18 protein-coding genes are annotated in these 18,318 nt (G+C 57.7%); 2 read left to right on the forward strand and 16 right to left on the reverse strand.

Translation table 11 applies throughout. The features are described from left to right. Nucleotides 1-11: 11 nt before the first annotated feature. The 5 genes from AB4Z52_RS15195 to AB4Z52_RS15215 all read right to left on the reverse strand — a co-directional run bounded on the left by AB4Z52_RS15195 (nucleotide 12) and on the right by AB4Z52_RS15215 (nucleotide 5,386). Nucleotides 12-1,286, reverse strand: coding sequence for an NAD(P)/FAD-dependent oxidoreductase (locus tag AB4Z52_RS15195; protein ID WP_442218758.1), 1,275 nt, complete (start codon nucleotides 1,284-1,286; stop codon nucleotides 12-14). A gap of 63 nt (nucleotides 1,287-1,349) precedes the next feature. Beyond that, the gene (locus AB4Z52_RS15200) at nucleotides 1,350-1,826 is read right to left on the reverse strand and encodes an Lrp/AsnC family transcriptional regulator (RefSeq protein WP_442218759.1); all 477 of its coding nucleotides are present in this window, start codon (nucleotides 1,824-1,826) and stop codon (nucleotides 1,350-1,352) included. A 64-nt stretch (nucleotides 1,827-1,890) separates the two neighbouring features. Then, nucleotides 1,891-3,219, reverse strand: coding sequence for an aspartate aminotransferase family protein (locus AB4Z52_RS15205; protein ID WP_442218760.1), 1,329 nt, complete (start codon nucleotides 3,217-3,219; stop codon nucleotides 1,891-1,893). Nucleotides 3,220-3,314: 95 nt separating this feature from the next. Then, nucleotides 3,315-4,412: a phosphotransferase enzyme family protein gene (locus tag AB4Z52_RS15210; protein ID WP_442218761.1), complete on the reverse strand. Its 1,098-nt coding sequence runs from the start codon at nucleotides 4,410-4,412 to the stop codon at nucleotides 3,315-3,317. A gap of 305 nt (nucleotides 4,413-4,717) precedes the next feature. Further along, nucleotides 4,718-5,386 carry a haloacid dehalogenase type II gene (locus AB4Z52_RS15215; protein ID WP_442218762.1) on the reverse strand — a complete coding sequence of 223 codons (669 nt, stop codon included), beginning with the start codon at nucleotides 5,384-5,386 and terminating at the stop codon, nucleotides 4,718-4,720. A 358-nt stretch (nucleotides 5,387-5,744) separates the two neighbouring features. Between AB4Z52_RS15215 and AB4Z52_RS15220 the strand changes: the two genes are divergently transcribed. Together AB4Z52_RS15220 and AB4Z52_RS15225 are read left to right on the forward strand one after the other, a co-directional pair. Beyond that, complete coding sequence (locus AB4Z52_RS15220) at nucleotides 5,745-6,737, forward strand: ornithine cyclodeaminase family protein (protein ID WP_442218763.1); 993 nt, start codon at nucleotides 5,745-5,747, stop codon at nucleotides 6,735-6,737. Continuing rightward, complete coding sequence (locus AB4Z52_RS15225; protein ID WP_442218764.1) at nucleotides 6,737-7,714, forward strand: threonine/serine dehydratase; 978 nt, start codon at nucleotides 6,737-6,739, stop codon at nucleotides 7,712-7,714. The genes AB4Z52_RS15220 and AB4Z52_RS15225 overlap by 1 nt, the downstream gene beginning before the upstream one ends. A 93-nt stretch (nucleotides 7,715-7,807) precedes the next feature. Here the strand turns inward: AB4Z52_RS15225 and AB4Z52_RS15230 are convergent, their stop codons facing one another. The 11 genes from AB4Z52_RS15230 to AB4Z52_RS15280 form a co-directional block, all read right to left on the reverse strand. Then, nucleotides 7,808-8,656, reverse strand: a complete 849-nt coding sequence (locus AB4Z52_RS15230; RefSeq protein WP_442218765.1) for a GNAT family N-acetyltransferase — start codon at nucleotides 8,654-8,656, stop codon at nucleotides 7,808-7,810. 218 nt (nucleotides 8,657-8,874) lie between these two features. After that, nucleotides 8,875-9,228, reverse strand: coding sequence for a cupin domain-containing protein (locus AB4Z52_RS15235; RefSeq protein ID WP_442218766.1), 354 nt, complete (start codon nucleotides 9,226-9,228; stop codon nucleotides 8,875-8,877). 118 nt (nucleotides 9,229-9,346) lie between these two features. Next, nucleotides 9,347-10,855, reverse strand: a complete 1,509-nt coding sequence (locus AB4Z52_RS15240; protein WP_442218767.1) for an NAD-dependent succinate-semialdehyde dehydrogenase — start codon at nucleotides 10,853-10,855, stop codon at nucleotides 9,347-9,349. Nucleotides 10,856-11,353: 498 nt separating this feature from the next. Next, nucleotides 11,354-12,349 (reverse strand): ectoine utilization protein EutC, encoded by a 996-nt coding sequence (gene eutC, locus AB4Z52_RS15245; protein ID WP_442218768.1) that lies wholly within the window; start codon nucleotides 12,347-12,349, stop codon nucleotides 11,354-11,356. Beyond that, on the reverse strand, nucleotides 12,349-13,332 hold the full coding sequence (eutB, locus tag AB4Z52_RS15250; protein WP_442218769.1) for a hydroxyectoine utilization dehydratase EutB: 984 nt from the start codon (nucleotides 13,330-13,332) through the stop codon (nucleotides 12,349-12,351). The genes eutC and eutB overlap by 1 nt, the downstream gene beginning before the upstream one ends. 151 nt (nucleotides 13,333-13,483) lie before the next feature. Next, nucleotides 13,484-14,734: an NAD(P)/FAD-dependent oxidoreductase gene (locus AB4Z52_RS15255; protein ID WP_442218795.1), complete on the reverse strand. Its 1,251-nt coding sequence runs from the start codon at nucleotides 14,732-14,734 to the stop codon at nucleotides 13,484-13,486. 112 nt (nucleotides 14,735-14,846) lie between these two features. Continuing rightward, the gene (locus AB4Z52_RS15260; RefSeq protein ID WP_442218770.1) at nucleotides 14,847-15,200 is read right to left on the reverse strand and encodes a cupin domain-containing protein; all 354 of its coding nucleotides are present in this window, start codon (nucleotides 15,198-15,200) and stop codon (nucleotides 14,847-14,849) included. A 22-nt stretch (nucleotides 15,201-15,222) separates the two neighbouring features. Continuing rightward, a complete protein-coding gene (locus AB4Z52_RS15265; RefSeq protein ID WP_442218771.1) occupies nucleotides 15,223-15,903 on the reverse strand; it encodes an ABC transporter permease in 681 nt (226 codons plus the stop codon). 1 nt (nucleotide 15,904) lies between these two features. Then, a complete protein-coding gene (locus AB4Z52_RS15270; RefSeq protein ID WP_442218772.1) occupies nucleotides 15,905-16,618 on the reverse strand; it encodes an ABC transporter permease subunit in 714 nt (237 codons plus the stop codon). Nucleotides 16,619-16,676: 58 nt separating this feature from the next. After that, nucleotides 16,677-17,495: a transporter substrate-binding domain-containing protein gene (locus AB4Z52_RS15275; protein WP_442218773.1), complete on the reverse strand. Its 819-nt coding sequence runs from the start codon at nucleotides 17,493-17,495 to the stop codon at nucleotides 16,677-16,679. Between the two features lie 41 nt (nucleotides 17,496-17,536). Continuing rightward, nucleotides 17,537-18,313, reverse strand: a complete 777-nt coding sequence (locus tag AB4Z52_RS15280; protein ID WP_442218774.1) for an amino acid ABC transporter ATP-binding protein — start codon at nucleotides 18,311-18,313, stop codon at nucleotides 17,537-17,539. Nucleotides 18,314-18,318: the final 5 nt, after the last annotated feature.

Consider the following 18,318-nt stretch of genomic DNA (forward strand, 5'->3'; position numbering starts at 1 on the left):
ACATGAAGTCCCTAGCCGACGCTGTCCAGCATCTTGTAATACATGCCGACCAGCGGCAGGAACCAGGGGGTTCCGAAGTGTCCCGGGACGGCCGGCCATTCGAGCCCCTTCATCGGATTGCAGTCCGGCCGGCCGAGGATCGCGTCAGCGATCAGCATTCCGAGATGGGTCGAAAGCTGGGCGCCATGGCCGGAGTAACCCATGGCGTACCAGACGCCGTCATGACAGCCGGCGCGCGGGAACCGATCCTTGGTTATGTCGACGAGCCCGCCCCAGCAATAGTCGATCTCGACACTGGCAAGTTGCGGGAAGATTTCTGCGAGGCTTGCCTTTAGGGTCGCTGCGATCTTAGGGTCCGACCCGTGATCGGAAGTTGCCGAGAAGCGCGCGCGGCCTCCGAAGATCAGCCGGTCGTCGGGCGAGAGCCGAAAATAGTTGCCGATGTTCTTCGACGTGACGCAGGTGCGCTTGCCGGGCATCGTCGCCGCGATCTCCGCTTCGGTCAGCGGCCGCGTGGCAATGATGAAGCTGCCTACCGCAATGATCCGGCGCCGGAAATAGCCAAAGGTCGAGGGTGTATAGGCGCCGGTAGCAACAAGCACCGCGTCGGCGGTGACGCTTCCGCGGCCGGTTTTCAGATGATGACGGCGGTCCGCCTGCCGATGGCCCGTGACGGCCGCGTTCTCGAAGATCGTCGCGCCGTGACGCTTCGCTGCCTCGGCAAGCCCTATGACGTAGCGACCCATATGCATCATCGCGCTCTTCTTCGATAGCATCGCGCCGTGGAAGGGCGAGCCGATTTCCTGCTTCAGGTCGTCTGCGCTTAGCAACGCCGTGCCCGGATCGACTTCGGCGTGCACGGCTTCGAAGTTGCGGGCGATCGTTTGGAAATGCTGGGGCTTTGAGGCGAGCTTCAGCTTACCGGTGCGGCGGAAGCTGCAATCAATTCTCTCCTCTTCGATTAGAGCCTCGATGGTGTCGATCGAGTCGTCCAGCGCCTTGTAAAGCGCAATCGCGCGCTCCTTGCCAAGCTCCGCCTTTGCCGCCAGATAGCTATGCGCAAGGCCGTTGTTCAAGTGACCGCCATTGCGGCCGGAGGCGCCCCAGCCCACCGCCTCGGCTTCCAGAACGACGACTTTGGCACCTGCCTTTGCGAGCTGCCGGGCAGCGCCAAGACCGGTGAAGCCGCCGCCGACCACCGCGACGTCGTAATGGCCATCGATCGGACCCTCTTCGGCCCCGGCAAAAGCCGGAGCAGTGTCGTGCCAGTAGGATAAAAACTTCATGGTGACGCGCCTTGTCTCTAGAGATTGGATCGCCCGGAGAAAGGGCGAGGAGTTTATCGGAGCCTATGGTTGAAACAGTTTCGTCAGCGGCAGTTGCGCCCTGCGGATCGGCGATTTCAGCACGACGTAGCTGAAATACTTGTCAATGCCGACGTCCAGCTCGATCAGCCGCTCCATAATCTCCTGATATTCGCCTATGCCGGCAGTCACGAATTTCAAGAGATAGTCGTAGCCGCCCGAGATCACATGGCACTCGATGAGTTGCTCGATCTTTTCGATAGCAGCGAGGAAGCGTGCAAAGTCGGTCTGCCGGTGGTTCTTCAGCGTGACCTCAGTAAACACCAATAGCGCCTGCCCCAACTTGGCGACGTTGATCTGCGCCGTGTAACCTTCGATATAGCCCTCCGACTGCAGTTTCTTGACGCGCATGAGGCAGGGGCTCGGCGATAGGTTGACCACCTCAGCAAGCTCCACATTGGTCATGCGACCATTCTGCTGCAGCACGTGCAGGATCTTGATGTCTGTCCGGTCGAGTTTCATGGACTTAGCTTTCGGTGATAAATGGCACGATCCTGTTCGGCTGCCGAGGCAGCCGATGTTACACCTACGCAACGACCTTCCTGAGCGCGCACTCCATGGCTTCGAGAAACCGATCCACATGCTCCGCCTGGCAAATTAGTGGGGGCCGAACTTTTAGCGTATCCTCGTTGGCGCCAGTCGTGCTGATAAGAACGCCGTCGTCACGCAGCAGGTTTACAATCGCCAATGCCATGGCGCGCCGGCTGGCCTCTCCCGTTCCATCCAGCCCGATGTCGATGCCGAAGAACAGACCGGCATTTCGGATGCCGCGGATACCGCCGTGCAGCTTGGCAAGATGCTCCAACCCCATTCTCAGGCGTTCACCCATAGTATGCGCATGCTCTGGGATGCGATCTCTGTGCAAAATGGTCAGGACGGCGTCAGCGGCCGCGATCCCGACGGTATTGCCGCCGAAGGTGTTTGAGTACCGGGCAGTTGCGCCAAAGCGATCCATCGGTGCCTTGCGGCCAACAACCGCGCCGATTGGAAATCCATTGCCCATAGGCTTGCCGAGAGTGACGAGATCAGGCACAACTTCGTGACGCCCAAAACCCCACATGTGTGTGCCCGTCCGTCCAAAGCCTGGCTGAACTTCATCGGCAATCACGAGGCCACCTGCTTCCCGCACCGCTTTAACTCCATCGGCGATGAAGCCAGGAGGGTCAACCCAGACGCCGTCGCTGGAGAAAATCGTGTCGATGAGGAGGGCCGCGATGCCAATCCCACGCCGGTTCAAATCAGCGATTGCGGAGCGAACCTGTTCTTCAAAGAATGCCGCAGCTTGCCGCTCCGGTATGCCCGAGGGACCGTGCAACGACACCATGCGCACGGCAGGGCTGAGCTTGATGGCATCGCCCAGATTGGGCGACACCATCGCCGTAGCCGCACTGGTGCCGTGATAGGCATGGGAAGAGACGATCACGCCCTCGCTGCCGCTGGTCAACCTTGCAATCCGGAGAGCCAGGTCGTTCGATTCGCTACCCGTGCAGGTAAAGACAACGCGGTTCAGTTCCTGGGGAAAGGTGGCCACGAGCCGTTCGGCATAATCGACCAGCCTCGGTTCAAGATAGCGCGTGTTGGCGCTAATTCGGCTGGCTTGTTCTGCCATGGCAGCGTTGATCTCTGGGTGACAATGCCCGAGAGAGGGCACGTTGTTATAGAAATCGAGATAGGGACGTCCGTCCGGATCGAAGAGCCACATGCCCTCGCCCCGAACGAAATGAACCGGCCGGCGGTATTGGAGCCTGTAAGAGGCTCCCAATACGCTGTCGCGCCGGGCGATCAGCTCAGACTCCCGGGGGGAAATTGTGGCTTCCCCGGGGGTGAAGCGGTTGGGCATGAGATCTGTGGACATAGCTTTGATCCTGCTTAAGTTTCCATCCGCGAGAAGGTCGCGGCTTACCGTCCTGATTACCAAGGCGAGTGACGCAACGTTTGAGTGCGGCCGGGCTAAGCTCCTGCGCGACGCACAGCCATATCGGCCTCCCTCACGCTTAACGCCGATAGGATAGACAGCCCGCGTTCGGCCCTGACCACGTTTTTCTTGATATATTCTGCCTCGGCCGGAAACAGCTCGGCTCGCCAGAAGTTGATGACGATGAGGGCGCTTTGGCGCGCCTTCATCAATCCGACCAGCAGTTTCGCCTCGAGCGTGGAAAGCGGAGTCACCGAAGCATAACCGGCGATGAGATTTTCTGCGCCGCCCAGAGCCAAAGATGGGTCGGTTACCACGTGGCTCGCAGCAACCACGAGATCCTGAATCCGAGGACCCCAGCAGCCGTCGCCGAAATCAATGAACGCGATACCCTGACCGGCCAGAAGCGTGTTGAAAGGGCTGGGGTCATTGTGCGTGACCTGCCATGCTACCTCGCGCAGTTGCGGCTTGATGAGCTCGACATAGTTGCTCATGGCAAGACGCACTAAGGCCGCGACCGGCTCTGACGGCAGATGCTCCTCCAGTTCCATTAGCCTCGGCCAGCATCCGAAATGCCAAAGAACCGGACGATGCATGGCGGGCAGCTTCAGAGGCTCGAGCGCCAAACTGAGCCTGCCAAGCGCCTGGCCGACCCGGTAGCGGACATCCGGAGTTGCGTTCACCTGGTGCAGCGGCACCCCTGTAAGCCGGGTCTGCAGGTAACCGCAAATCTCCTCCTCTTCGAACATCAGCGTACCGGCGCCGGTACGCACCGGATGAGGTGCTGCGAAACCGGAAGCGCCTTCCAGCCCTGCAAGGGCCGCAACCTGGAAGCGGAAACTGTCTCGTCCTTCTGGCCGCGCTGAGGTTTTGAGGATCAACCGATCGCCGCTCAACAGAGTGACCTCGGCGGTACATTCCACTTCCGAGGACAGAACCCTGATCGTTCCCTTCAAACCATAGTGGCGCAGTAGCAGCTCACCGGACACCTGCGCCTCGGCATGGCTCGGCTTAGTCGCCAGAATAGCGGCAGCGGCCCTGAAATATGCTTCGGTGAAAGGCTCGCCGACCACCTGGTTGCCGTCGAGATGACCCACACCGTCGTCTGGAACCGCATCGTTACAAGCACCCACGATTGAGACCCTCGCACTGTTTGGAGCCGCCCGGCAATGGTCAAAAACGACCGTCGGTATGGCATCCAGTCCGCTGCGGCCAACCTCAGTGAAGGACGGCCATGCTACTGAAGGCGCTGGAACCACTGTCCCCGCCTTCAGCACGATTGTCCTGGCCCCGGCATTGTTACCTCGCCCGTGCCGGAATCCTTGATCGCATCGCCGAACACGGCGGCACCGCAATGCCCTCGGCCCCTTATCTCCGGCAAACCGAGGTTCGCTGTCGGACCGGTGGAAGAGAGATTTTCAGATGTATTAGGGCTTCCTTAAAGCCCGACAACGCCCGGCAATTCCGAGATCCCGGCAATCTCGGTGTAGCCGTAATAGGGATTGGCCGGCTCGTGACCGCGATTGACCCAGACCTTGTTCTTGATCCCGAGGTCGTGGGCGGACATAAGATCGTAACGGAACGAAGAAGAGCAATGCAGTATGTCCTCCGGTCCGCAGCCAAGCATATCGAGCATATGTTCGAAGGCCCGGAAGTGCGGCTTATAGGCCTGAGCCTCTTCGGCGGTGTAAACCGCGTGGAAAGGCGCGCCGAGCTTCTCGACGTTAGACATGATCTGGGAGTTCATTGCATTCGACAGGATGACCAGCGGAATTTCCTTTGCCACCTTGGCAAGACCGGCCGGAACGTCGGGATGTGGCCCCCAAGTGGGAACACGTTCGTAAACCATCTGCGCGTCTTCGTTCTTGAACTGGATGCCGTTGCGTTTGCAGGTTCTCGCCAATGCGTTATGCACGACTTCCGCATAAGGCTTCCAGTCGGCCATGACTTCGTCAAGCCGGTACGCAGAGAAGTCGGCGATGAACTGCAGCATTTTCTGCTCGCTCATGCGCTCGGCGTAGAGATCGCGTGCCGCCTCCGCCATCTGAAAGTTGATCAGCGTGCCGTGGCAATCGAACGTGATGTATTTCGGGCGGAAAGTGGTCATGCGCTTCGTCCTTGCTTTGCGGGGAGCTGTTTAAGTTATGACCAATCATAGCCCGGCGCTCGCATCCGAATTGCCCGGAGATTGCGGAACATCAGCACAAAATGCTGGAGGGAAACATCATTTCCCCTTGTGAGTGCTGGGTCGCAGTGGTCCGCGGTGGCGGGATAGTTCCAACACACCGCCCAAGCTTCGAAAGCGCCTGCCGGTACTCTCTGCCAAAATCGCCATGCGGTATAAAACAATCTGCTTGAGGCCGCGCGGATACGGCCAATAGAAATACAGCAGGCCCAATATGATCAGTGCAGGTCAGGTCGTGATGCGCCCATGCATCGGATGAATTGAAATAGAGAGGTCACGCATGAAAACGCTGCTACTCAAGAAGAATGACGTAGGACGGCTTATCGGCATGACGGAAGTCATTGGCGCGGTCGAAGAGGCTTACAAGGCCTTCAGCAGCGATCAGGTGGAACAGCCCGACTATATCGGGATTCATCTGCCCTCCCTGCGTGGCGAGATCGACTTCAAGCTTGGCTATCATAAAGCCGCTGAAACCATCTCTATGAAGGCGCATTCCGGTGGGTTCACCAACAACCCGGTAGAACACGGCGTGCCGAACAGCATGGGCACCATTCTCCTGTTTGATGCCAGGAGCTGTGCGTTGATTTGTATCATGGATGGTAGCTTGATCACTGGCCTCAGAACCGGGGCGGCGGGAGCCGTCTCCGTCAAAGCACTGGCGAGAAAGAACGCCAGGACGATCGCGTCGATCGGCACAGGCAATCAGGCAAGAATGCAAGTCCGTGCGATCAACGGGATCATGAAGATCGAAGAGATCCACGCCTGGGATAGCACCTACGAAACAAGTTCCAAATACAAGGCGGACATCGAGCGGGAATTCGGCATTCCCGTCACAGTCGCAAGCTCGAAGAAGGAGGCGGTCGAGCGAGCCGACGTCTTGATCACAACGACCCGAGGGAAAGGGTCGCTTGTGGAAGCTAAATGGGTGAAACCCGGTACACACATCGTTGCGATCGGCACGGATCAACGCGGCAAACAGGAACTGGATCCGGAGCTATTCCGAGACGCCAAAATCATCGTCGACTCGCTTTCACAATGCACGGAAAAGGGCGAGACTTGGCACCCGCTGAATAAGAACATCATTACCAAGGACGACATCCACGGCGAAATCGGCGAGGTATTGTTGGGGAGGAAGCCGGGACGAGAAAGTGATAACGAAATCACTATTTTCGACTCCACGGGGATGGCCATACAAGACAATACGACAGCCAACAAAATCTATCAGAACGCAATAGCCAACAACGTCGGCGCTTTCTTTCAGTTCTTTGAGTGATGACCATGCGCAACTACCCCACCATTCAAGACATTCGTGAAGCTCAGGAACGGCTGAAACCGCACATCAGGCACACGCCGCTATTGCGCGCGGAAAAAATGGAAAGCGCCGCTGGTTGTCAGCTCTATCTTAAGCCGGAAACCCTGCAGATTACCGGTGCATTCAAGATTCGCGGGGCCTTGAACAAGGCTCTCTCGCTATCGCGGGAAGAGCTCGCGAACGGCATCATAGCAACGTCGTCGGGCAATCATGCGCAAGGGATTGCCTATGCTGCCAGGTTGCTCGGCGTAAAAGCAATTTTGGTGCTTCCAGTCACCACGCCCAAAATCAAAATTGAAAACACAAAGGCACTTGGAGCAGAAGTCATTCTTTTCGATGGCGACACCGCCGCCAGGTGGAAAAGGGTGTATGAAATCGCTGAAGAAAACAAATACGCAGCTGTCCACGCTTTTGAGGACCCCGTGGTGATGGCCGGCCAGGGAACAATTGGCTGTGAAATACTGCAGGATCTCGCCGATGTAGATACGGTCATTGTTCCCATTGGCGGCGGCGGGCTAATCTCGGGAATCGCGACTGCCATCAAAGAATCGAAACCATCAGTGCGCGTCATTGGGGCGGAACCTGCCCTGACGCCGAAGTATTTTCAGAGCCGTATAAACAAGGAGCGCACATCGCTTCCCTTGAAGAACACTATTGCGGATGGGCTGAGGATAAGCGTTCCGGGCCAGAATCCTTTTCCGATTATCGAAAAGTATGTGGACGAGATTGTTCTTGTTGAAGACGAGCATATCATTGCCGGGATGCGCGCTCTTGCCAAGGACGCGAAACTCATAGCTGAACCCGCCGCTTCCATCGGCGTGGGAGCACTGTTGGCGGGCGCCACGGACGTCAAGCCCGACGAAAAAGTTTGTGTCGTGTTGTCTGGCGGGAACTGGGATCTATGCGACCTTGCCGAGATATACAAGGCGGAGAGGTGATCGCCACTCGCGATCACCTCAGAGTACAGGCATACTTATTATGTTTCGCCCAGAGACATTGGACGTGCAATCAAGGGACTTCCGCCGATCAAGTCAGCCAATAGCCTGGCTGGCCAGGCAGAAAGTCTGAACCGCTGGTGTTTGAGAGTGGCCCGCAGCGCCTCGAACCATCGCAACGACTTCACCCTCTTGAGGCATCCCCCAGTCTTCGAGCTGCGACGAAAGGCCCGTCTGCTTAGGAATGTCGATCCGGACGAAATGACCTTCCTTGCCGGAGAGGATGAAGGCAAGCAAATCCCTCGCCTGTTCGACCTTTTCCGCAACGACCGGCCCGACGACCTCGCCCTTTCCGAACAACCGCGTAAATGCGAACGCGACGATACGATCACCGTTCCGGATGGCTGCGAACGTTCCCTCCTTCGCCAGGACATCGATTAACGTATCGCGGGAGGCTCCGAATGCCGCACCATCGAGCGCTTTGATTTCCGGCAGCGCGTCGGGCGTGACCCAGTCAACATTTTCAGAAGCATTGATGCGATTGGCGATGCCTTGGTGGCGGACGATCTGATTTGTCGCAACAAAGCCCAGCTTTTGGTAAAGCGGCAAGCCGTCATTCGTCGCCGTCAAACGGCATTCTCGATCCCCGGCGAGTTCCAGCACGGCAGTGGTCAATTTTCTTCCCAATCCCCGGCCGCGCTGGCTTTCGTCGACAATAATCATGTTGATGGCTGAGCAGGTGTCGCCGAAGGGGGTCATGAGAGCGGTTCCCACAACCCGGTCGCCCGCGAGTGCAACGCACCCCTGGCTCAGCGACCATATCATTTCCCAGTCTTCTCTCCTGTGAGCCCAGCCCGCCGCGCGTGACAGCGCCACCGCATCATCCAGATGGTGAGCCTCGAAAGGCGCAAGAACGATCGATTCCGTTTGCATGAGTTCAACCATTTCGTGGGTCTCTGCGCTAAAACAAAGCGGCAGGTTTTGGTGAAACAGGGGCGAAAGATTGACGTCTAGGCCGAACCGCGACGACCTTGATATACAGGCCTTCGAGTTTGGAAGTCGACATGGGCGGATAAACCGCCCATCCAGTTTCGGATGGAAGCATCTGAAGGTCTTGCCTGCCGGATCGCTCCGTTTCCGCCCCGTAGTCGAGAGTCCCGTGATCAGGTGACGGTGACGAATATTTTTCGCACCGTCTCTATAGTCTTCCAAACGCCGACATAGCCGGGCTTCATCACGAAGCTGTCGCCTGCACGATAGATGACCGGCTCCTTTCCCTTCTCGGTCAGTTCGATGACTCCGTGGACGAGGTGGCAAAATTCAAAGGTCTCGCCCTTGATGGAGTGCGTTTCACCGGGCGTGGCCTCGAAAACGCCGGTATTGACTGTGCCGTCCTTGGCGGTGTCCTGCAGCCATGTCTTGAAGGCGGGGCTGCCCGCAATGAGGCGATCCGGCTCTGCAGTTCTATGCTTCGGCTCGAACAATGGATTCGGGACGATGGTTTTCAGTAGCGACATTTATCTCTCCTAGTTGTGGCTCGAGCCACCCGCGTCACCTTTGGATGGCTTTGAGACGACTTGACTTCCCCAAGCCATTGCCATGGCATAGCGAAACGTAACTGCGTTGATCGCGCGCCTACCAAGCGGCGGCGATGTATTTCGTTTCGAGATATTCGAGCATGCCGTGGTGGCTGCCTTCGCGTCCGAGGCCGCTCTGTTTCATGCCGCCGAACGGCGCGGCAGCGTCGGAAACGACACCTCGGTTGATACCCACCATGCCGCTTTCCAGCCTGCCCGCGACTGCGAGCGCACGCCTGAGGTCCCGGCTAAAGACATAGGATACCAATCCATATTCGGTGTCGTTGGCTAGTTCGACGACCTCGTCTTCAGTATCGAACGCGATGATTGGCGCGACCGGACCGAAGATTTCTTCTCGAAGTATCTCAGCATCGGCAGAGACGTTGGCGAGGACGGTCGGTAGATAATAGAAGCCCTCACCGCTCAATCTGCTGCCACCGGTAACCAGGTTGGCTCCCTTGGCGATAGCGTCGTCTACCAGGCGCTCGACCTTGGCCACCGCGGCTTCGGTGATCAGTGGGCCAAGCTGCTTATCCGCAGCCAGGCCTGGTCCCACTTCGAGTGCGGCCATCTCTTCCGCGAAACGCCGCGTGAAGTCAGCCAGAATCCTCTTTTGGACGTAGAAGCGGTTCGCGGCTGTACAAGCCTCACCGCCATTGCGCATCTTGGCGACCATTGCGCCGGCGACAGCGGTTTCCAGATCGGCATCATCGAAAACGATGAAAGGCGCATTACCGCCCAGCTCCATTGAACAACTTACGACTTGGTCCGCCGCCTCGCGCAGCAGGATCCTGCCAACACCTGTCGAGCCGGTGAACGACAGCTTCCGTACCCGCTTGTCATGCAGCATCGCGCTGACCACTGCGCCTGCTTTTTTCGTGGTAACGATGTTGACCACCCCGGCGGGAACACCTGCCTGTCGCATGAGTTCTCCGATCGCCAGCGCGGTCAGAGGGGTCTCGGCTGCGGGTTTCAGGATGCAGGTGCAGCCCGCGGCCAACGCGGGAGCAATTTTGCGCGTAGCCATTGCTGCCGGGAAGTTCCAAGGCGTTACCAATACGGCGATGCCAATCGGTTCATGGCTGACGATGATCTGGTTCGCGCCAGAAGGTGCAGGTCCGAATTCACCTGGAGATCTTACCGCCTCTTCGGCATACCAGCGGAAAAACTCGGCCGCGTAGGCGACTTCCGATCTTGCGTCGGCAAGTGCCTTGCCATTTTCAACTGTGATCAGTCGTGCCAGCCATTCTGCCTGTTCGAGGACAAGGTGAAAACACTTCATCAGAACATCCGAGCGCCGGCGCGGCGGAGTTGCTTTCCAGGCCGCAGCCGCCTTTTCTGCCGCGTCGACGGCCGCCATTGCGTCCGGGATGTCTGCGTCACAGACGGTGGCGATTGCATCAGCAGTCGAGGGATCGATTACATCAAAGGTCCGGCCGCCTTTCGCGGCGACCCAATGGCCGCCAATGAACAGTTGGCTGGGAGCATCGCATGCTACAGCAGCCGCCTGCGAAGGAGCAACACGGGTTGTTTCAAGTGTTGGAGTTGTTTTCACGTTTACCACCATTCGCTACCAATCAGGATCGTCGTGCGATCAATATACAATTGGTTTCGCGATTGGTGTCAATATAGATCAAATTGGTTGCGCAGATTTTTTTCCATGCTCTAAGACTGGGGATTCGATGATAGGGCGAGGTTCGTTGACGGAACCGGCGAGCGCAACAGCATTTCATCCTCGATGGCAGCATTAATGCTACAAAGCCACGGCTGTTATCGGTCGGTGACAACAGCCGGACGCAGACGTCATGCCGACATTGGTTTGCATGGTTGATAATTCCCGTGTCACTAACGGGACCGGGCCGCATACAGCGACGCTAGCAACGCGTTGCTTCAATTCTCCGAGCCGACGTCCTCAAGCGTATCCAACCGAGGAACTGCGGATGCCGCTCGAAGAAAACGGCACGGCACGAACAAAGGACGCTCGGCCAAAACGTTCCTGCCGCCGGACTGCATTTGTCAACGCCCCTCATACCAGTCGCGCTCGGCTGGCAAAGAGCGCCTGCCATCAACTTTCGAAAAGCGTCCCTGCGTCGCGCGCTTCCGCGCGCGCAAACGCAACTGTGGCAATCGCCGTGTCCTGAGCACCGGTCCCCGTAAGATCGGCAATTGTGATCTCCGAGATACTTCTCCGGCCCGTCTTGGCGCCTGTGACAATCTGGCCCAATTCCGGGAAGTCCGCATCGCCTGAGACGAGGCCGGCTTCGATGGCATGGTGGAGTTCACCCAGCCTCCGCGTCTGTTTGAGGCTATCGGCCACATAAACATCTGCGCGTTTGATGGCCATCGGGTCGATTTCATTCTTATGTTCCGCATCCGAACCCATAGCTGTCAGATGCTGCCCGGCTTCAAGCCAAGAAGCATCGACAATTGGCCGGTTCGTTGGTGTCGTCGTGACAATGATCTGGGACCCGGTGATCGCTTTTTGAGGATCGTCAAACGCCGAAATTGAAAGGTTCCATTTGCCGGCGAATTGTTCGACGAGCGACTGCGCCTTGCGATGATCACGCGCCCAAACACGGATTTCTCGAATGGGCCTCACCAGCATGAGGGCTTCAAGTTGCAGCCGAGCCTGAACGCCCGCTCCGAAGACCGTCACGATTGAGGCATCCTTCCGCGCCAGATGGTTTGCCGCAACAGCACCGGCCGCTGCCGTGCGAACATCGGTGAGGTAGCCGTTATCCAGCAGGAGAGCCTGCACCAAACCGGTTTTGCTCGAAAGCAAGACCATCAAACCATTGGTGCTCGGTAGCCCGAGCTTCGGATTGTCAAAGAAGCCGGGGCTGACCTTGATGGCAAAGCCGCTTACGCCCTGAATATAGGCCGTCTTCACATCCACCTCGCCCCGGCTGTCAGGCACGTCGAGACGCAGGATCGGCGGCATCTGGACCGCATTCTCGATAGCGAGGGCGCGGAAGGCGTTTTCCACGCAATTCACGGCATCCATGTCGAGCGGAACGATCGTCCTGAGCTCTGACTCTGTCAATATCCTAATTGTCGGCATTAGCTTCCCTCACCCATCGTATTGAGCCCGTTGACCACTTTCCGGTGCAACGCCATGTCGATGTTTCCGCCCGAAACGATTGCCGCGATTGGGCCTTCAACATGCGCCAATCTACCCGAGAGCAGCGCAGCAATACCCACAGCGCCGGCACCCTCGATTATCTCACGCTCACGTTCATAGGCGTGGCGTATGCCGGCCACGATCTCATCCTCGCTGACCAGTACCACGTCGTCGAGAAGGGCTTTGCACATCGGGAACGTCCACGCGTTGGACAATCCGATACCGCCACCCAGCGAGTCGGCAAAGCTTCGATGCTCTTCGACCTGGATTGGGTGGCCGGCGTCAATACTGGCCTTCATCGCCGCCCCCCGCTCCATGGTAATGCCGATCACCTTGGCCTCCGGTCGAACCGCCTTAACCGCCGCCGCGACGCCCGCGGCCAAACCGCCGCCCGAAAGGGGAATAAGAACCGCCGCGATTTGAGGCATCGCCTCGACGATTTCAAGACCGAGCGTGCCCTGTCCGGCGATGATCCAAGGATGATCGAAGGGCGGGATCATGCTGAGGCCTTCCTCTGCAACGAGTCGGTCAACCTCCTCTTGCGCATCATCTTGCGAAGACCCGACGATCCGCACGGAAGCACCAAGGCGACGGATTTCAGATACCTTGTTTTCTGGCACGAGGCTCGACATGCAAATGGTCGCGCGGCAGCCAATCGCCTGAGCGGCGTAGGAAAGTGCTCTTCCGTGATTGCCGGTGGAAGCCGCCATGACGCCTCGATCCCGCTCGGATTGGCTGAGCTGCAGAACGGCATTGGTCGCCCCTCGAAGCTTGAAGCTTCCGGTCAACTGGTGATGCTCCAGCTTCAGGCTGACCTGCGTCCCGACCAATTCGGACAGCGCCGCCGAACTCACGAGCGGCGTACTGCGGATGTGCTTGACAATGCGCTCGCGCGCTTGCTCGATCGTTTCCAGACTAATCATGTTTTGTTCACTTCAAGTCCGCCCTCACTGAGCGTGATCCGTTGCGCGCGCGCAAAGTCAAGCAGGGCTTGATCGCATGCCCAGTCGTTGGAATGCGTTTTGTCGGACGCACAAAGGCAGGCATGTTGGCAGGGGAACGCCATTCTGCACCTCAGCTTTTCTGGCGACGGCGCAGCGTCTTCCTGTCGTGCCGCTCATACATCGAGTAGACAATGGGAATGAACCAGGGTTTCCCGTGGAAGAGCGGCACGGCCTTGGGAGCCACGTCGAAATCGAATGCGGAGCGCGACTGTTCCGCATTGCCCAGGATCTTGAACGCCGCCTTCTTGCCGAGCCAGCGCCCCCAAACGACACCGGAGCCACAAAAGCCGGTCGCATAGACTGTGTTGCCAGACGAAAATATGCGCGGAATCATATCGCGGTGCATGGCAACGTATCCGAACCAGCTATGCGTAAGGCCGACGCCGGCGAGTTCCGGGAAGAGCCTTGCCAGTTCGGTCTTTAGATGCACGGTCGCAGCGACGGGATCGCCTACAGTCGTCCCGTCTCGTCCGCCGAACAAGATCCGAGTGCCATCCGGTGAAGGGCGATAATAGTAGCTCAGCTTTCGCATATCGCCGTACATCATGCGGGCGGGCATGACGCGATCCATAGTCTCCTTGCCCAATACCTCTGTCGCTATGATCCTGCTACGGACTGGGACCAGGCGGCGGCGCAGCCATGGATCAGAACCATCGGTGTATCCATCGGTGCAGACGAGGAGATTTTTGGCAAGCACCTCGCCACGTGATGTTCTGATCCGTACTCCGCCGGTGTCGTTGGCTGAACTCAAGACTGCGGTGTTCTCGTGAATGATGGCATTCGTCGAGTGTGCGATACGTATTATACCCGCAAGAAGCTTTGCCGGTTGTAGACCGCCGATGTCCATGCGCACCAGACCTCCAACATAGAGGTCTGTGCCGATGTACTTTCGGACGTCCACCCGTTCGACCCGATATGCCTCGATACCAAGGTTGCGGTGAAGGAATTCGGCATGACGGCGTAGGTCATCGGCCTCGTCAGACGTCATGGCGCCATCGAACAAGCCGGACAAGGCGAACTCGCATTCGATACCTTCATCCTTCAGGAAGCGCCAGAGATCCTCCCGCGCTCGCTTCCCTTCCATGAGGATGCCATTTGCCCTGTCCTCACCGAAGCGCTTGATAAGCTCCTTGCGTCCCGGACGGATGCTTCCACTCGCCATCCCACCGTTACGGCTGGATGCCGCCTGACCCAAGGCCTGACGGTCGAATAGCTGGACATGCTTGCCGGCTCGCGCCAGTTCGATTGCCGCGGACAAGCCTGTATATCCGCCGCCGACGATCGCCACATCACACGTCTTGTCGACGTTCCGAACTGGCAACGATGGCAAGATGCAATCGTCCCACCAGAAGGGCGTTGATTTAATCGAGTGCTGAAGAGTTTGAGTCATGAGCGGATACCGAAGAGGATAGGATGGACGTGCTAGTGGTGAGTTAGTCTCTGGAAACCCAGAGCTTGCGCGTGGTCTCAATGACCTTCCAAGTGCCGGTGAAGCCCGGATGCATGACGAAAGTGTCGCCGGCCACGATCCGGCGCGGTTCGCAGTCATCCTCGGTCAGTTCCGAAACGCCGGAAAGAATGACACAAACCTCGAAGGTCTTGCCCTTGATCGAGCGATAGGTCCCCGGCGTCGCTTCCCATACGCCGGAACGAACAACGCCGTCAGCGGTCTGGGCGATGTCCCACGACAGGAACTGCGGGTTTCCCTCGATAAGCCGGTCGGGCGCGGGCTGACCTTTGCGCGGTTCAGGAAGGTTGTTCTGATCGACGAAGGTGAGATTGGACATGTTCTAGCCTTTCTGGAGGTTTCTACCGGATGAACGACAGGCGTCGTTCGAGGAGCTTCAATGCCGTCAGGGCAACGACATTCATGACAAGATAAAGGGCGGCGGTGATGATGAAGATATCCATGATCGCAAAGGTCTCGCTCATCAAACGCTTGGCATATCCCGTGATTTCCAGCACGGTGATGGTCGATGCGAGACTGGATTCCTTGACGATGATGGCAGCCTCGCTGCTATAGGCGGGCAGCGCCTGGCGCAGCGCGAGGGGGAACTTCACGCGCGTGAACACATGCCAGGGCGACATCCCACATGCTTCGGCCGCTTCGATAAGACCCTTGGGCAGAGAAAGGAAACCTGTGCGGAAAATTTCAGCGGTATAGGCGCCGGTGTTCAGCACGACCGCAAGGATCGCCGCGTGCAGTCCGTCGCCAATCATCCACCAGAGTACCGGATTGTGCCGAACGAAGCTTATCTGTGCGAGGCCGTAGTAAATGACGAATATCTGCACCAGCATCGGCGTTCCACGAAATATCGCGCAGTAGGCGTCACAAGTGTAGCGGAGAAACCTGTTCTTTGAACCGCGCCCGAGGCCCACAGTGATGCCGAAAGGGAATCCGATTACAATTCCGAATAGGGCAATCAGCAATGTCGTCTTGGCGCCGACAAGCAGGAAAGGAATGGCATAAGCGATGATATCAATATCCATGTCATCGCTCTCCAAAGCCGCGGTTCAGCGCCCGTTCTGCTCTCGAAAACAGGGTTTGACTGACCGCCGTCATGCAGAAGAACAAAGCCGCAGCGATGCAATAAAACAGAAGAGGGGATCGGGTAATTCCCGCGCCGATAGCCGCCGTTCTCATCAGTTCCTGCAGGCCAACCACCGAGATCAACGATGTGTCTTTGATCGTCATCTGCCAGACGTTGTTGATCCCTCCAAGCGCTAGCCGCAATGCCAGCGGAAAGGTGATGCGGGAAAAGGTGATCCGCGTTGGCAAGGCAAGCGATTTCGCAGCTTCGATCAAGCCGAATGGCACCGCCTGCAGTGCGCCGCGGATGACCTCGATGGAATAAGCGCACGATATTGCAGCAATCGCAGAAACGCCAACGATGTATGGGTATGCACTGTCGACCGAGTCCTGGTAGCCAAAGGTGGTCGCAACGGTCTTAACCATGTCGACAGACCCGAAAAACAGCAGGTAGATTACCAGCAGCCCCGGCACACCACGCACGATGATACTATATATATCGACCAGTTGTGAAACCAAGGCTACTTTCTGCCATCGCAAAACAGCCAATGGCGTTGCAACAACAAAGCCCAAAAACATGCCGAGCAGGCCGATCGCAATCGTGACGGCACTTCCCCGCAGCAGAGCAAGCGCCCAGCCTCGCTCCACCATCAATATCCAAAAATCAGTTAGCATGGACACCATCCAAATGACCTGCCTTGGACCAAGCCAAGACAGGTCTCATCTTCAAAGATCACTTCTTGCAGGGAATGGTATAGTCGTCCTGGAACCAGTGCATCGAGGCATTCTTGACCTTGCCGTCATCGACCATCTTGCAAAGTGCAGCGTCCACCTTCGCCTTGAGATCGGCGTTGCCCTTGCGCATGCCTACTCCCATGCCATGCCCGAGAACGTCAGGGTCATCCATCGCCATGATCTTCAGGTCGATCTTCGTGAAATTGGCGCCGTCGGGGGTTGCAAGAAAGTCCATCCAGGTCGGCGAGTCGCTGAAAGCCACATCGATCCGACCGCTCGCGAGGTCGGCGGTCAATTGGGTAACGGCGTCGTATGTCTTCAGATCGACACCGGGCATCCGCTTCGCGATGAACTTGGCGTAAGTCGTGCCGGTGACCACACCGACGCGTTTGCCTTCAGTTGCTTTTTCGATCTCAGGCAGGCTTTTCAACCCCGCGAGCGCAGAATCCTTCGGGACGACGAAGTAAAGAGGCGTCGTCGCATAGGGAATGGAATAGTCGATCTTTTTCTGGCGCTCGGCGGTAATCCCAAGCCCGGAAATGATGACGTCGAAGCGATCGCTGTCCATGGATGGTACAAGTGAGCTGAAGGCCTGCACCACGAACTCACACTTCAACTTGAGTTCGATGCAGATACCGTTGGCGATATCGGCGTCAAAACCGGTTACATTCCCGCTCGGATCGGCCATGCTGAACTTTGGCGCATCGCCCTCCGTGCCGATGCGCAGGACCCCGTCCTTGGCCAATGCGGCCGTGGTAAGAGCTGAGAACAGCAGGCCGGTTGCCAATGCTGACTTGATGATTTTGCTGTTGATCATGTCTGTTTCCCTTTTATGATTGTTGTTGTGGCTGGCGCCTTCTAAGCGCCGGTCGGCATAACGCTGGATAGAAACCGCTTTACTCCTTCCGTTGCGGGGTTTCGAAGCAGTTCGTCCGGCGTGTCGTTCTGCTCAAGGCGGCCCTCTTGCAGGAATATCATCCGGTTGGACACCTCACGTGCGAACCGCATTTCGTGGGTGACGAGTAGGATCGTAGCGCCTTCTTCGGCTAGGGTGCGGATCACCTTCAACACTTCCCCGACGAGTTCCGGGTCAAGTGCGGATGTCGGTTCATCGCACAGCATCAATTTCGGTCGCATTGCCAGCACCCGCGCGAACGCCACACGCTGCTGTTGCCCGCCTGACAGTTGATGCGGGTAACGTTCTCGGAAGCCCTCCATGCCGACCTTCGATAAAGCAGACAACGCAACGTCATCGGCTTCCTTTTTGCTCAATTTCAGCACATACAACAGCGCCTCCGTCACGTTGCCGAGAACCGTGCGGTGAGGCCAGAGGTTGAAGCTCTGGAACACCATCCCGATCCGTTGACGAAATGCTCGGACACCGGAAGCGTTGGTCATCTCGCTCTCACCACGCTTGTTGCAGCTGACAGAGACCGTCTGACCCATGAACTCGATTTGCCCCGACGTCGGCGTCTCTAGGAAGTTGATGCAGCGAAGGGCGGTGCTCTTTCCGCATCCGGACGATCCGATCAGAGAGATCACCTCGCCTTCGCGCATGGAGAAGGTGATACCATCCAATACACTCGTGGATCCGAACGCCTTCGTCAGGGCACGGACCTTCAGGACCTCGTTCATGGCTG

Source organism: Rhizobium sp. 2YAF20, from assembly GCF_052114685.1.
Taxonomy (GTDB): Bacteria; Pseudomonadota; Alphaproteobacteria; order Rhizobiales; family Rhizobiaceae; genus Rhizobium.